The sequence below is a fragment of the Agrobacterium sp. YIC 4121 genome (genome assembly GCF_002008205.1).
Classification (GTDB): domain Bacteria; phylum Pseudomonadota; class Alphaproteobacteria; order Rhizobiales; family Rhizobiaceae; genus Agrobacterium; species Agrobacterium leguminum.
In genome coordinates, this window is record NZ_MRDI01000027.1 from 409668 (window position 1) to 423111 (window position 13444).

At 57.1% G+C, this 13444-nt stretch carries 23 protein-coding genes; 7 read left to right on the top strand and 16 right to left on the bottom strand.

The genetic code is table 11. The annotated features are described in order from the left end of the window. Positions 1 to 137: 137 nt before the first annotated feature. The 6 genes from BTE54_RS23705 to BTE54_RS23730 are packed head-to-tail and all read right to left on the bottom strand — an operon-like array spanning position 138 to position 2793. Entirely contained in the window at positions 138 to 377 is a 240-nt protein-coding gene (locus BTE54_RS23705; protein WP_078054153.1) for a hypothetical protein, read from the bottom strand. Further along, on the bottom strand, positions 374 to 1126 hold the full coding sequence (locus BTE54_RS23710; protein WP_198939218.1) for a deoxynucleotide monophosphate kinase: 753 nt from the start codon (positions 1124 to 1126) through the stop codon (positions 374 to 376). The genes BTE54_RS23705 and BTE54_RS23710 overlap by 4 nt, the downstream gene beginning before the upstream one ends. Next, positions 1123 to 1401: a hypothetical protein gene (locus tag BTE54_RS23715; protein ID WP_078054154.1), complete on the bottom strand. Its 279-nt coding sequence runs from the start codon at positions 1399 to 1401 to the stop codon at positions 1123 to 1125. The genes BTE54_RS23710 and BTE54_RS23715 overlap by 4 nt, the downstream gene beginning before the upstream one ends. Beyond that, on the bottom strand, positions 1398 to 1640 hold the full coding sequence (locus BTE54_RS23720; RefSeq protein WP_078054155.1) for a hypothetical protein: 243 nt from the start codon (positions 1638 to 1640) through the stop codon (positions 1398 to 1400). The genes BTE54_RS23715 and BTE54_RS23720 overlap by 4 nt, the downstream gene beginning before the upstream one ends. Next, positions 1637 to 2365, bottom strand: coding sequence for a hypothetical protein (locus BTE54_RS23725; RefSeq protein WP_245316689.1), 729 nt, complete (start codon positions 2363 to 2365; stop codon positions 1637 to 1639). Before BTE54_RS23725 ends, BTE54_RS23720 begins: the two co-directional genes overlap by 4 nt. After that, the gene (locus tag BTE54_RS23730) at positions 2365 to 2793 is read right to left on the bottom strand and encodes a hypothetical protein (protein WP_198939219.1); all 429 of its coding nucleotides are present in this window, start codon (positions 2791 to 2793) and stop codon (positions 2365 to 2367) included. Before BTE54_RS23730 ends, BTE54_RS23725 begins: the two co-directional genes overlap by 1 nt. 207 nt (positions 2794 to 3000) lie before the next feature. Here BTE54_RS23730 and BTE54_RS25015 point away from each other — a divergent pair, with 207 nt between their 5' ends. Beyond that, complete coding sequence (locus tag BTE54_RS25015) at positions 3001 to 3150, top strand: hypothetical protein (protein WP_158080281.1); 150 nt, start codon at positions 3001 to 3003, stop codon at positions 3148 to 3150. Positions 3151 to 3154: 4 nt separating this feature from the next. Here the strand turns inward: BTE54_RS25015 and BTE54_RS23735 are convergent, their stop codons facing one another. The 5 genes from BTE54_RS23735 to BTE54_RS25020 form a co-directional block, all read right to left on the bottom strand. Then, positions 3155 to 4390 (bottom strand): hypothetical protein, encoded by a 1236-nt coding sequence (locus BTE54_RS23735; RefSeq protein ID WP_245316690.1) that lies wholly within the window; start codon positions 4388 to 4390, stop codon positions 3155 to 3157. Between the two features lie 81 nt (positions 4391 to 4471). Next, on the bottom strand, positions 4472 to 4810 hold the full coding sequence (locus tag BTE54_RS23740) for a hypothetical protein (RefSeq protein ID WP_078054156.1): 339 nt from the start codon (positions 4808 to 4810) through the stop codon (positions 4472 to 4474). Positions 4811 to 4847: 37 nt separating this feature from the next. Beyond that, on the bottom strand, positions 4848 to 5090 hold the full coding sequence (locus BTE54_RS23745) for a hypothetical protein (RefSeq protein WP_078054157.1): 243 nt from the start codon (positions 5088 to 5090) through the stop codon (positions 4848 to 4850). Between the two features lie 24 nt (positions 5091 to 5114). Beyond that, positions 5115 to 5786: a serine protease gene (locus BTE54_RS23750; protein WP_078054158.1), complete on the bottom strand. Its 672-nt coding sequence runs from the start codon at positions 5784 to 5786 to the stop codon at positions 5115 to 5117. A 317-nt stretch (positions 5787 to 6103) separates the two neighbouring features. After that, complete coding sequence (locus BTE54_RS25020; protein ID WP_158080282.1) at positions 6104 to 6277, bottom strand: hypothetical protein; 174 nt, start codon at positions 6275 to 6277, stop codon at positions 6104 to 6106. Between BTE54_RS25020 and BTE54_RS25395 the strand changes: the two genes are divergently transcribed. From BTE54_RS25395 to BTE54_RS23775, 5 genes are read left to right on the top strand one after another with little or no spacing between them, the layout of a single operon-like run. Then, positions 6212 to 6373, top strand: a complete 162-nt coding sequence (locus BTE54_RS25395; RefSeq protein ID WP_245316704.1) for a dehydrogenase — start codon at positions 6212 to 6214, stop codon at positions 6371 to 6373. The two genes, BTE54_RS25020 and BTE54_RS25395, sit on opposite strands and share 66 nt — an antisense overlap. Then, a complete protein-coding gene (locus BTE54_RS23760; RefSeq protein WP_078054160.1) occupies positions 6357 to 6839 on the top strand; it encodes a hypothetical protein in 483 nt (160 codons plus the stop codon). The genes BTE54_RS25395 and BTE54_RS23760 overlap by 17 nt, the downstream gene beginning before the upstream one ends. A 2-nt stretch (positions 6840 to 6841) precedes the next feature. Then, on the top strand, positions 6842 to 7504 hold the full coding sequence (locus tag BTE54_RS23765; RefSeq protein ID WP_078054161.1) for an SOS response-associated peptidase: 663 nt from the start codon (positions 6842 to 6844) through the stop codon (positions 7502 to 7504). A 9-nt stretch (positions 7505 to 7513) separates the two neighbouring features. Further along, the gene (locus tag BTE54_RS23770; protein WP_078054162.1) at positions 7514 to 7927 is read left to right on the top strand and encodes a hypothetical protein; all 414 of its coding nucleotides are present in this window, start codon (positions 7514 to 7516) and stop codon (positions 7925 to 7927) included. After that, positions 7924 to 8112 carry a hypothetical protein gene (locus tag BTE54_RS23775; protein ID WP_078054163.1) on the top strand — a complete coding sequence of 63 codons (189 nt, stop codon included), beginning with the start codon at positions 7924 to 7926 and terminating at the stop codon, positions 8110 to 8112. The genes BTE54_RS23770 and BTE54_RS23775 overlap by 4 nt, the downstream gene beginning before the upstream one ends. A 1-nt stretch (position 8113) precedes the next feature. Here BTE54_RS23775 and BTE54_RS23780 read toward each other — a convergent pair whose 3' ends face one another. From BTE54_RS23780 to BTE54_RS23790, 3 genes are all read right to left on the bottom strand, one after another. Then, positions 8114 to 8458 (bottom strand): hypothetical protein, encoded by a 345-nt coding sequence (locus BTE54_RS23780; RefSeq protein ID WP_078054164.1) that lies wholly within the window; start codon positions 8456 to 8458, stop codon positions 8114 to 8116. A 117-nt stretch (positions 8459 to 8575) separates the two neighbouring features. Then, positions 8576 to 8815, bottom strand: a complete 240-nt coding sequence (locus BTE54_RS23785) for a hypothetical protein (protein WP_022556394.1) — start codon at positions 8813 to 8815, stop codon at positions 8576 to 8578. Further along, positions 8812 to 9738, bottom strand: a complete 927-nt coding sequence (locus BTE54_RS23790) for a peptidoglycan-binding protein (RefSeq protein WP_078054165.1) — start codon at positions 9736 to 9738, stop codon at positions 8812 to 8814. The genes BTE54_RS23785 and BTE54_RS23790 overlap by 4 nt, the downstream gene beginning before the upstream one ends. A 361-nt stretch (positions 9739 to 10099) precedes the next feature. On the opposite strand from BTE54_RS23790, the gene BTE54_RS23795 reads away from it, so the two are divergent. Next, the gene (locus tag BTE54_RS23795; RefSeq protein ID WP_143240767.1) at positions 10100 to 11155 is read left to right on the top strand and encodes a class I SAM-dependent methyltransferase; all 1056 of its coding nucleotides are present in this window, start codon (positions 10100 to 10102) and stop codon (positions 11153 to 11155) included. Between the two features lie 145 nt (positions 11156 to 11300). On the opposite strand, the gene BTE54_RS25400 is transcribed toward BTE54_RS23795, so the two are convergent. Further along, positions 11301 to 13214: a hypothetical protein gene (locus BTE54_RS25400; protein ID WP_245316692.1), complete on the bottom strand. Its 1914-nt coding sequence runs from the start codon at positions 13212 to 13214 to the stop codon at positions 11301 to 11303. Further along, complete coding sequence (locus tag BTE54_RS23805) at positions 13214 to 13441, bottom strand: hypothetical protein (protein ID WP_078054166.1); 228 nt, start codon at positions 13439 to 13441, stop codon at positions 13214 to 13216. The genes BTE54_RS25400 and BTE54_RS23805 overlap by 1 nt, the downstream gene beginning before the upstream one ends. Positions 13442 to 13444 lie beyond the last annotated feature (3 nt).

Genomic DNA, 13444 nt, shown 5'->3' on the forward strand with positions numbered 1-13444 from the left:
CACACTACCTAAAAACGGACCATAATTACCGTACCGACGTGTATATATAATGAGAGACGGTTTTTGGCATGAATCCTGTTTGCGACATCGCGAATCAAACAAAAAACCCCGCCGTGGTTAGTGGCGGGGTTTTTGTGTTATAGCGGCGGCGGTTCCCATTTCGGATCCATGATGGCAGCCGCGATCTTTTCTGGCTCATCTTCATTCAAGTTGCAGCCGGAAATGTCCTCCAAATAGCGGCGGGCAACATCGGCGCATCGTTCACGCTCGGCGAGGATGGCTGCCGCAAATACCTTGCGAGCATGGCTGTCTGTTATTCCCGCGTTGGCGCAGATCGATGCCGCTACCGCAGTGATGTCATCTGGAATACCTCTCACGCCGCATCCTCCATGCGCCAATCCAAGAAGATACCCAACTGGCGATGAAGATCGACAATATCACCAATGTTGTGAATCTCGATATCCGGGCGACCACACCCCGCCTCGCTCTCGTGGCTGCCCGCGATGCCACCACGACCGACAAGTCGCCAAACCACACCACCCAGCTTGCGCACCTCATCCGCTTCATTCGGGAAACGGCAGTCATCGACGACAACACGGCCGCCAAAGGCAAGCACGCCGTCTACGCGTGAGCGCCAGAGATTGGTCCAGAAGTCCTCTCCCATGCACTTGCGTCCCCACTCAGTGCCGAGCGTCTGCATGGCATGCCTTGGCGTGTATCCAGATAGCATTGCAAGGTCGGTCTCTTTGTGAGCGCCCTCGATGTGACCTTCGCTCAGACCGATCGCCCGCAGCATGTCTTTCAACGGGCCTGCGAACTTCACCAGTTGGTAGCCGTGCTTCTCGACCAGGTACTTGCTGGCCGTGCTCTTACCGCTGCCGGCAAGGCCGGTGAGCGCAATGACGGGCGGCAAGATAGATGTGCTCGCCTTTCCGATTGCCGCGCCGAGTGCGCGCAGCTCGATAGGAACGTTATCATTCGCCGGTACGGCTGTGAGGCAGCCTGTGTCTTTGGATGTCAGGGTCTCGCCGAGAGTAAAAGACGCACGGAAATCCACCAAAGCTGAAGCATAGGCAGCGCGGTTCTTTTCAGCGAGTTCGTCGAGCTTGTCCAGAATGTTGGTCATAACGTTTCCTCGATCTTCTTCTCTTCCTCGACTTTCGGCTTCACCACCGGCCTGAACCGGCGCAGCGCGAACGGTGGATCCTCATCGCCGAACTGCGGACACACGCCACGGTTCACGCCCGCCAGCCTGATGCCAGCGTAGTCACCGCCGAGATACGAGCGGCACATGCCGACCCAAGTTGCTGTGTAGGTCTCCCCGGCACGAATGCCGAGGTATTGCTCTGGAAGGGTAGTGTCGTCGATGCAGATTACTTCGTCGCCGGGTTTGATGGTCATGGTGCCAACGCTCCGATGATTTTGATTGCCTCACGTAGGTCAGCGGCATACTGCCGATCGCGCTTAGCCCCGTTGTGGTGGTCGAGGAACATGCGAACCGCGAAGGTGTTGTGGTTGCCCTGCCCGGCGTTGAATAGGTCCATCTGCGGCTTCAAGGCGTCGGCCACAGCATCGTTGTTTGCGGCACATGCCTCGTCCTCGGCGAGTCGTTTTCTTAGCCGCTCGATAAGGTCGGTCACGCAGCCCTCCCCGCCATAAGCGCATCAAACGTCGCCAGGAATTCCAACTCCGCTTCCTCCGGTGACCAGTACCGCATCTTCACGCCCAGCTCTTTGCCGGCGTACCGCGCATGCCACGGCATTTCACGCAGGTTGACCAGCTCGTCCGCAATGATTCGGTTGTCAGCGTCATGCACTTCGCGCGGCAGCTCCCGGTCCAACTGAAATCGCGCCGCGATAGCCAGCCAGTTGTCCTGCTCAATCGCCCGGTAGTTGATAAGGTACGGCTTGAGCGGTCGCGGAATGTCCACGCAGTATGCTTCAGGGGCATCGTGGAGAAGGCCAGCCAAAGCCACCTCCGGCGCGTGCTTGGCTGCAAGATGACGGGCAATCAGGACAGAATGTTCGGCGACGCTGTAGAACTTGATGCAGTGACCAGCGTATCGGCATTGCAGGCCGAGCGAATGCGCGATGTCTTCGATGTGGACTTCGTGCGGTCTCGGAGACATCGGCCAGTATTTGCGGCCGGTGAACGTTTGCATGAAATCGCCGGTGCGGGGTGGCTCGGCTGGTGTGTTGCGGGTTAGGCCGATGTATTGTCCGTTGTCCTGGGACTGAGGACGGTTGTCGTTGGCGGCAACTGGGGTACACCTTGTGCGCTCTTCGCGCAGCGCCACTGCAGCCTTAAAGGTGGCGATCTTTTTATCTGCGATCTCTCTAGCGTCTATCACTGCAGCGTATGGCATCAAAACGCCTTCCCACCAGCCATAAGCCGGTTTTCGATTTTGTGGTCAGGGCGGTTGGCGTTGAATGCCATCTTCTCGACGACGGCGCCGCCGAGGTCATAGCCGAGGAATGCCGCCAGATCGCCGATCCGGATCATGGCGTCGGCCAGCTCCACCTCAGCCATAGGTCGGTGCGGCAGCTTGTCGTCCATCAGCACTTTACCGGGCCTGGACTTGCGATAGCCCTCCATCGCTTCGCTGATCTCGCTGTGAATCAGGCAAAGCATCTCAGGCACGTTGCGGTCCAGCGCCCTGCCTGTGGCGAGGTCAGTGTACCAGCCTGCTCTACGGCTTGCTGCGTGGCAGTCGGCTGCAAACAGGTTGATCGCTGCGGCGTGGTGGAATTCCACCTCCGCAGCGATTTTTAAAGTCACGACGTTGTCACTCATTCTTGTCTCCTCAGTGGCGGTGGTTGACCGCCAGTTGGTGGCTGGCGGCTGGTTGGGGATTGCTGGGGAAGTCGCTGTATAAATGCTAAAAAAAACCCGAATTTGCCGGTTGTTTCGGTGGTTATCCCCCATTGGCAATTGACCTTCGGCCCGTAGGGAGTCCTTATTGCCATTGTGGTGCCAGCGAATCTTTCACTGGAGCACCAAATGAAGACCTTCCTTAAGTTCAGGCACGGTAAAACCGAAGGTGAAGCGAACAACACTCTCGGAATGTTGCTGCTAACGATCATTGCCGTAACCTACAGGCTTGCACCGTTCATCGCGCTGGGCGCTGGCGGATACTGGCATGTTCGCTAGGGCGTCACGCCACTGCCCTCGCCGACTCATTATCATTGGCGGCATCCATCATCGCAACGCGAACGCGCGAAACTTCGCCATATTCCTTGTGGTAGCTGATCGACTGCATAGACCGGCCAGACAGGAAGCCCGAGCCAAAGTGCCACGCATCCTGCGGCGTCGGCGTCTGGTGAGATTCCGAAATCACCCCGCCGCCCTCAGAAGCGAACTTGCTCGAGTGGTGGATGTGAAAGCCATGGACGAAGCGGTGGCGAGTTGCGCCCCAGTCTTCGGCACGGCGGTGTGCCATGATGCTCGCCATGTCCTTGAGCTTGACCGTGTGGCCATGCGTGGCGCCGATCATCACCTTGCCGAAACGGAACCAGAAGAACAGCGACGGGTCTACGTCGACAGTCACTCTCGGCTCATTGCGATACCAGGCGAGCAGGAAGTATGCGACTGCAACAGACGCGTGCTCATCGTGATTGCCTGGCAAGATGCGGACGGTGACGTGCCCATGCCGCTTAAGGCTGGCGTCGATCGATCGAACGACAAGCCGGCATGCGGTCATCAGCACCTTTTGATACCTGCCGTCGACCTGCAGAACGTTGCCCGAGCGTGCAGTCTTGTTCTCGTTGTTGTCAGAGTGGAGCAAGTCACCGCCACCCAAGACAATCGCATTGGCGGATGGCGGAGTGCGCGCAATCAGGTCTTCAATTGCTGAGCCAATGACATGCTCCGCAATCTTTAAATCCCAATTCGTGTCTGTCTCGCGATGCCATGAGAAGAGTCCGATATGCCAGTCGGCCAATGGCGTCAGCGTCAGCAGATCGTCATAGACGTGCGTCGGCGCGGCGATAGGTTCGGCGGGCTGAACATCACGGAATGCCTCTTTGAGGACGGCGGCGATATCGACTGGTGAGTGTTCCACCGCCGTCTTCTGCCACTGCTGGATAACGCGTCCCTCAGCATCGACGAGCGCGGACACACCTTTGACGACGTGACCGGTCGGGACTTCGAAACGCTCGCCGCGCTCCTGCGTCTGCTGGATATATGTGCCGCTCGGCGTGTTGCTGATACGGCTTATGCGAAAGCCAGGAAGGACAGGCTCTGTGCCCAGAAGGCCAGCTTCGGCAGCGCGTTTGATGCTCTCGGCAAGAGCGGACTTGCCGATGCCAAGCGCGGCGGCAGCCTTCACGAGCGTGCCGTGCTCTCTGTAGGCGTCGGCTCTTCGACGTAGTTCTTCTATGGGTAGAGGCATGCAGTCTCCTCGATGTGGTGGTGAAGGCCGCTTGGTGGGCGGCCTGATGTCACTCTGACAAAGCCGGTGGGTTGGTGGGGGTCACTTCATCTCGTCGTAATCGAGGAAGTATGATTTGCCGCAGACGTCACAGCGGTAGCGCTCGCCATCCATGCCGCCGCCGACTTCCTTCATGTTTGGACAGTCGCGAGTTGATGGATCGGCTATGCCGCAAGGCCGTGGACCTGAAGCCTGCTGCTCTGGTGCGCCCTTAAGACCACGCATCAGGAAAGCTGTTCGCTGTGCGGTCTCGTAAAAGAATTGCCATTCCTCTTGCGTCAGAGGGCGATTGAACCCAATCACGCACTCGGAGCTTTCGGGCTTGTTCCATCCGCGTTCGGCCAAAAGGTCTAGCTTTTTAAGAGACACGACGTTGCTCATCTGCTTCTTCCGCTGTGCTGTGGTTACTTGGTGGGGGTCAGGCGACGAACTGCGCGTCGAGCTTTCGGAGCGTCTGCTTTGCCGCGACCGCTTGCAGATCACCGCCGACGCGGAAATCCATGGCGCTGGTAATCCGCTGGCGAACCTGTTCGCGCGACGGCGTGCCGTTCATGAAGCCGATGCTGTGGTTGAAAACTTCGTTCTCAATCGTTTCGACCTCGACGCAGAAATCGATTGCCGGGTCTGGATGGTGGTCAAATTTTCCGAGTTTCTCTGTCATGTTCCCTATCCTTTGTCTGAAGCCCTATGCGGGGCGGCGCGCCAGTAACTCACAAACCTCAGTCGAAGGCACAACATAGCCATAGCCAACCAGCGAGCCTGAGAAGCCAATCGGTGCGGCCATAACCCCGACTGTGATGCCAATCAGATCGCCGTTCTCTGCAAAGGTTCCGCCGCCTGAGTGGCCCATCACAGTTGTGATGTCTGTCACATAGACCGATTTCCACGGACCTGTTTCGCGTGGCTCGCCGGCGATCTTGCCGTATGCGGCAACGAACTCGATTTTCAGGGGATTGCCGTAAGCAACGATAGGATCGCCCACCTTCACAGCGTGGCAGGCCAGTTTCGCGACGCCGAGGCCGTCCGACGACGTGCGCAGCAGTGCAATGTCATTGGCTTTGTTGACCCAGAGGACATCGGCTTTGCGAAGAGCGCCACCCTTCTCCTTCAACTGGACTTCCTTCGCGTCGCCGACGACGTGCGCAGCAGTGACTATGAAGCCATCGCCGATATGAACGCCGGAGCCGTGGCCGTTTTCAAGCTGGATTTTAACGGTTGCCGTTTCGGTTGCGGCAGATGTTGGCGGAGGAAGGAGCGCGTAGGCGGCCGCAGAGGTCGCGGCAATGACGAGGAATAAGGCAACCAGGAATGCTGTTGGCGTACGCCGCGACGCGGCACGCAGGAATCGTCTGAGCATGATTATCCCCTCTTTCTGGCGACCGTGCGCCGATGTGGTGGTCTCGGTTGGTTGCCGAGCGGCTGGTGAGGCCGACAATCAAGCTATACTGTTTTTACAAATTTGTCAAGATTTACGGTCGCCTCAGAATCCCGATTGACTCTTTAGAGTATGAGAACATAATAAGAACATTATGTCTCACAAGATGCGAACACAAGCAATGAAACAGTACAGATTTCAGGCTGGGCGCTGGATCGTAACAGTGCGCGCGCCGACCTTTGCCCACGCTAAAATAGCCGCCGCAGCAAAGCTGGATCAACGGGCAGCGAAGCTTTTTGCTAGTCCGCCTGCATGCGGCTGGAAGCTTGAACGACTAGCAGACACCACCAGAGGATAGTCCTGTGCGCCCAGAAAGGCGAGAGCCGGAAGCCGACCCGGTTGACCACATCATTGCCTGGCACGACGGCGACAGCCGTGCCGCGATAGAGACCCTGATGGAGGACATCCAGCATTTGCGGATGCAGCTTGCGCTGGCGACCGCCGCGATGGGCAGAGGTTTTACGAGAGGCTGGCTACCGAATGAAGACCGGGATGACAGCAAACGATAACGCATACGATTACAAGGAACTTGATCGGAAGAGAATATGGGTCATCTGCGAGGACTGTGAACTTCTTCGATCATTTGATGGCAACGCAGTAAAAACGGAATTTGCAGCGACACCGGCCCCAAGCCCTCTCCGTATGATCGCACAGAAGCTTATAGGCTGCCCGAAATCGAAGGAGGACTTCGGGCCGCGATGCAGGATGAGCTACTATTGGACCTCCGAGGAACGATCAGCGAAGGCGGTGCAGGAAGAAGAGTCTGCCGGTGTGCGAGTGTTCGATCTTCGCTCTTGGGAGGTTGTTGTGGCAGGTTGTGGATCGTGCAAGCATGTTACGGAGTTACCACGGTGGAAGCTCTTAAAGATGGTCGAGGGTAACACGCCCCTAAAGGAATTACAGCCCCGTCTGAAGTGCCGGAAGTGCGGCGAGAAGGGCGGCTCCTACATCACAATTGCAAAATTGCCGAGGTGAGTATGTGTAATCTGTATCGCGTGAAGACCAATCAGGAATCTATCCGCGACATCGCTGGGATTATGCAAGAGCGGCTTAACCTGGAGCCAGACGTTGAAGTCTATCCAGACCGTCCGGCGCCAGTAGTGCGCAATGGAGAGAAAGGCCGGGAGCTGGTCGGGCTGACGTGGGGCATGCCCTCGCCGCAGTTCGTCACACAAGGCAAGCCAGATACCGGCGTGACCAACATCCGCAATGTCACCTCCCCGCATTGGCGCCGGTGGCTGAGGCCAGAGAACCGTTGCGTGGTGCCGTGGACGACCTTCTGCGAATGGGAAGACACCAAGCCTCGTAAGACGAAGCGTTGGTTTGCGCTGAATGAGGAAGCGCCCCTAGCCTTCTTCGCCGGCATCTGGACGGAATGGCATGGAGTTCGCGGATCGATGAAGAACCCACGCGAGGGAGACCACCAGCTTTTTGCATTCCTGACGACGGAGCCAAACAGCGTCGTCAAACCGATCCACCCGAAGGCTATGCCGGTCATCCTGACAAACAAGGATGAGGTGGAGATGTGGCTGACCGCGCCATGGGAGGAAGCAAAGGAACTTCAGCGGCCATTGCCTGATGATGGGCTAGTGCTGCTACCGGTCGAAGATGAGACCAAGACAGCCGATCTATTCGGATAGGAGACTAATATGCATATCCGTCCTTACATTCTGGAAAATCACGGTGTCTACCCCAAGGCGCTACTGGAAGATGGTGACTTCTTTGGAGTGCAGAAAGCCATCCACGAGGACATCGACGCGCGACTGCTCGCGGAGGTGGATCGGGAATCGGACCTCACCGCTTATTCCGGATATGTCGCCATGGAACTTTGGGCCGATGACGACGACATACCGACCGGTGCGAGGATGGAGATTTTGTTCAGCGAGCGAAAAAGCGTTGCTGCCCTTCTCTATGACCACCCCAAGATTTCCGACGCGTTCATAGAGTGGGTGTTTTGCACCTCACCCGACGATGCCTTGACCGAGTGGAAGAGGAAGGTTCGCTGGCCGCTGATTGAAACGTCGCGGGGACCAGTAGAGATTATCGGGGATACCCATCCATGAGCGACCAGACCGATAAGGCCGGCGACGGCATTCATGAAAACCACTGGTGCGAGCATCCCGCCTGCAAAAAGTGGGGCGGGTTCGGGTATTCTCGATCAAAGGCCGAGAAATCCACCTGGCATTGCTGGGAGCATTATCCGCATAAACAAATAAAAAACCCGCCCACCTCTCGGCAAGCGGGTTGATTTACGAAGACCGCGTCGCGCGTGGCTTCGACTGATTCTCCACGATGCGGTCGACGCGCAGTGTCATCTTGTCGACAGCGTCTTTGACTGCGCCGATCGCGCCCATGATCTGCTCAGTCTGCTCGCGAAGACCCGACTTGGAAACGTAGGTTTCCGCGACATGCAGACGGTGCGCTGCGAGTTCCTCTCTCGCCAAAGATGCCATCGCCGATGCAGCTGACGCCGCCGCAGACGCCTCGGTCTTGGCAGCGCCGATTTTGGCGTCGACGTACTTCCACAGGCCGAAGATGAAGCCGAAGACCAGTACGAAGAAGCCGACGGCCCCCATGATCTCGGCGCCGGTCATGGCTTCACCCCGCACAGTTTCTGCAGCTTCTCGTTTTCAGTGAGGATTTGCCGCTTTGTCTCTGACGTCATCTGGTCCTCGACAGAGGGCCGTACTGGACGCGCGATGTCGCAGTAGCTACCGTTTGTCGCGCATCCACTTGCCAAGAGCGTCATCAACGCCAGCGTCATCCAGATTCCTGATTTCATTTTCGACATCCCCGGCCTTCTTGATGGCCTTGGCATTCGCCGCGGCCTGTTCGTCTTTTGCCGCGGAGCGTCCTGCCCTCTGGCCATACAAAAAGACGCCCGCGAGGATCGCGAGCGCCGTACCGATTGCGGCTAGATAGCCTTTGAGTTTTGCCCACAAGAGGATCAAACCACCACCTCCTTCCCGCGCCAGCTATTCCACCGGCGAGCGATGACATCTCGATTGCGATAGGCGACATAGGCCACGACCGCCACGGCAACACCGGCGACGATCCAGCCCCAAGGAAGGCCAGCCACAAAAGCGAGCAAGCCTGAGCTTGCAGCTGAGCCGACACCCTTCGTGACGGCTTCCCTTGCCGCAGATGCGTCGCGCCGAAGCTGTGCAAGCGTGGCCGGACCGATGATACCATCAGCTATCAAATGTGGATGCGCCTTCTGATAAGCGATCACCGCGGCCTTTGTCTTCTCGCCCATCCAGCCATCGATGGCGCCGGGATTGAGGCCAGCCGCCGTCAGCAGCTCCTGCGCTTCCTTCACAACCGGATCAGGCTGGGCGGGCGGCTCGGCGGTAGCCTCCTTAGTCGCGCTCGCTTCGCCGGTGTAGATGCCCTTCTCAAATAGCAGGGCCTCCTCCTTGCGTCGGCGCACGAGGCCCGGCAGCTTCTTGCCTTTCGCGGTGTTGTAGTTGGCGGCAAGATGAGCGGCGGCCTTCCCGATCTGGCCTCTGCGCCAGTAGTCGGCCCACGTCCAGTTCATGGCGCCGACGCCGAGATTGAAGGTGACAGAAGTGGCCGCGTCGAGCTCGTGCTGCTTGCGGTCGACGGGAGAACCGGCAACGACAGCGGGCACGTATTCGGCGGCAAGCACGGCATCGAGTATCGCGTCGCTCTGTGCGGCCGTGATCTTAGTCTTGCCTGGCACGAGCTTCGTGATGCCAATCTTGGCCAGCTCGCGCCGCACGGAATCGCTGCGCATCGTGAAACCGGTCCCGATAGTCGGCACCCCGACAGGATCGAGATAGGCGGTGAGCGGATTGCCCTCATGCAGGCGCACGAAAGCCCTCCCCTGTGTGGAGATTTTGGTGATTGGCATTTGGTTTCCTTTTGAGGGGTAGGGCTGGGAACGTTCGGTCTGTCGGCGCGTTTAGACGGCGCCATGTCCCCAATTCCATGGCCTAAAGACCCGCGCACGCATCCCCCCGCTGCGCGGGTCTTTTGCTACTATTGATACAGCCGAAACTTGCAGATATGGAGAAGCGCCGCGCTCATAACAGGCCGAGGCACGGAGGCTTGGCGCTTGGCGGAGCGTCGGGCCTCTTTTGTTTTGCTTTCGGATCGCGCCCGAGGAAAGCGTGCTCGATCACAAAAATTGATCAACGCTAAGTCGTGCGCAAACTTCGGGGGTTAATTAGAAGATTCTGACTTGCGCCGGTCTGCAGGCTGAGCAATAACCCTTGACAACAGTAAATCAACCGGGCGTTGATGCGACCGGCGCATGTGTTGGGGGAGGAGCCATGCCAAGCTTGAAACAATTGAAACGCGCGATCCGAAATATGTCTACGATCGACGTGGACAGTATTTCCAAAATCAGCGGAATGTCGACTTCAGTGCGCTCAATCGAACACGGGCAAGTCGCGCTGAACGACGGCATGACGACTCTAATTGATAACGTCACCAACTTGGCCGACGTTTTGAAAGCGCCAAAGTCATCCGTACTGGATGGTCATGTTGTGTTCGACTACACCTACAAACCCGAACGCCGTGAGCTGCATAAAGGCAGTGCCGGCAAGAAGCTAATAGATATTCTTGATCAGGGTCGTAGCTTGTATCAGTCTCACTTGGCTGGAATAAATGACCTCTCAGAATGGCTAAAGAAGATCCCGACCCATGGGTCGCCAGAGGATATCACACCATATTGGACAAACGGCTGGTTTGAAGGGCTGGATGGCGCGTCCCTCTATTACCTGATCGCTAAAAATAATCCGTCGATCTACATGGAAGTCGGATCAGGCAATTCTACTAAATTTGTCCGCAAGGCCATAGAAGATCACGGGCTGAGGACAAAGATCGTCTCGATAGACCCTCAACCTCGCGCAGATATCGACAAGCTATGCGACCAAGTTATTCGTCAGAAATGCGAGGACGTTGATCCTTCGATTTTTACCAGATTAGGGCCTGATGATATCCTTTTCATAGACAACAGCCATCGGAGCTTTCAGGGGTCCGATGTGACTGTATTCTTTGCAGAAATACTTCCAGCGCTGCCGCGAGGAATATTGTTCGGAATTCATGATATATTCATTCCGTACGATTATCCGCCCAGCTGGTCTGATCGCTTTTATAACGAGCAGTATCTGCTGCTGGCGTATATCCACGGCGGCATGGGCGGCGGGTCAATCGAGCTCCCTGTCTGCCATCTAAGCATTTCAGGCGAAGCAGCAGAAATTCTCACTGATTCACTTGTGTCTCATACGGGTATCGATGGCGGGGCATTCTGGATGCGCCGCTAATCGGGTTGTGAGATCAAGGAAACCAGCGATCTTTACCGCCCTCCTTTTTTGGATCTTGGCGCGGCGCGAACACCGCGCCGCTTCCTCAGGCGATTGCTGCCACCATACCAAATAGCGCTACCGGTCAATCAAAAAGCAGCTTAATTCAAACATACTGCCCGCCTGTTGCAGCAGTTCCCGCAACAGTGCCAGGGAAGTAATTCGCCCCGGCACCTTCGACAATTACGCATCCGTTTCTGTGAACGAGATACGTTGCTCCTGCAACATTTGCCTTGTTTGTAAACGTACATCCGGTGGAAGTCAGGAGGCCTGTCGCCACCCCGCACCATCTCGTAACGCCAATTGGCGCAGAAATAGTGATCGTTACATTTTGGCAGATGACCTGACCAAACCCGTAGGCGTGCCAGTGGTTTACGCAGCCGCCGGCAACCGTATAATTTGCGGTTATAGAAATCGTGCCACCATTGATGGCGATAAAATGATCACCACCAAGAGCACCAGCAAAGAGACAATTTGCGCCAAGCTGAATATCCCCGCCGTTTGCAAACAAGCAACTCCCAACGTTAAGCGCCGAAAATCTAACTCCGCCCACGTTCACGGTGAAGCCGGGACAAGAATTTACGATGCAATTGTTGTTCGTCACTTCAAGGAAACAGTTCGCTGGATTAGCCACATTTCCGCGTATAAAGACACGGTTGTTTCCAAGCAGTCTTTTAGCGACTGTTAATGACGCCGAGTGGTAACCATCCGCCATGTTGATAGTTACATCAAAACCGTTCAGGTCGAGCTTGTTTGCAATAAAATCATACGCGTATTGCAGCGTGGCCCAAGCGCCAGCATCAGTGTTTTCAGTGCCTGCATTTGCATTATTGCCCCCTGTTCGGACATAGTAGTTCCGGTTTTCAGTCAGTATGTCGCGGATGCCGATGGCGGCTCGAACTTGAGCCACCGTCAACCGCTCAACCGGGCCTACCCCGGCGGAAACTCGACCAACAAGAGCGGGCGAGCCCATTTGTGCCGTACCGATTTCTTTACCGGTATCGCCAGAAAACTGAACGAAATCGCCAGCGATGGCATTTTCTGGGCCGACCACATCACCTACACCAGTTCCATCCGTCCCCTTGCGGGCCAGCAGCCGCCAATAGGCATTACTCTCGGTCGGCAGGGTCGGAGGCGCATTGCCCGTGGCCGGCTGAAGTGCGATCCACGTCGACCCGTTATTGAGAACAATGTCGTTCGTCTCATAGGCCGTAGCGCCGCTATATGTGCCGCGGTCAACCACGCCAGCCGTGCCAGAGCGCGCGAACAGTAGCCACTGCGTGTTCTCGGTCGTCGGAAGCGTCGGCGGCGCATTACCGGTTGTGGCTACCTTGGCGATCCACGTAGAGCCGCCGTACTGCACGATATCGCGGATCGCATAGGCCGTGCCTGCGCTGTAGTTGCCTCTCTGGTTGACACCAGCAGGGCCGACAGGACCGGTCACATATGACGGCGCGCTCCAGTCGCCCGACGTTGCCGAGTTCTTGAAATAGAGCGCAGACCGGCCATCTCCAATGTCGATGACAAGGACAGAAAAACCAGCAGCGGCGCCATTATAAGCCGCCCTTCCCGCAAGGTTCGCCACCCATGCATCATACTGCACACCCTGAACAAGAGCCGCCTTGTTGATCGTGCTGAAGACGCCCGGGCCGATACCAATCGGAATATCGTCAGTGCCGACCGAGATTTCAGACAGGCTGTCGAGGTTGCCATTCGACAACGAAGCCAGCAGCCGGCGCATAGCCTCGACTGCCGCAATCGTTGGCGAGGTCAGCTCGACCTTGTAGGGCGCATCTGTCTGCGCAGGACCGGGCCAATCATCGGCAAGCAGCAGTTCCGTATCGCTGATGATCTGATCGATGACGATCGGACGGCCAACATGAATTCCGAACTTGTCACCGGCCTTGATCGGGGTCAGGCCAGCAACTTCCGTCAGCCAGCCGGTGTCCGTGCCGGTGACAGTGCGAGAGCCGACAGCGACGGTTGCCGTGCCGTCGCCGTACCAGGTGGTGTTAGCCATTATTCGGATGCTCCGTTACCGTTATCGACTGGATCGCCCGCGCCTTTTGCAAGGCGCAGATCGGCTTCAAGGCCGTTGATCTTGTCGAGGAGGGTTTTGTTTTCCTGCTTCTGCATCACGAGATGCTGACCGAGCAGCAAGGTCCGCTGCTTCAGAAATTCTTCGCGCACTTCTGCTTCCTGCAAGGCGACGAGAGCGTCGACCTGCATCTGATTGCCGGAGGCCATGGA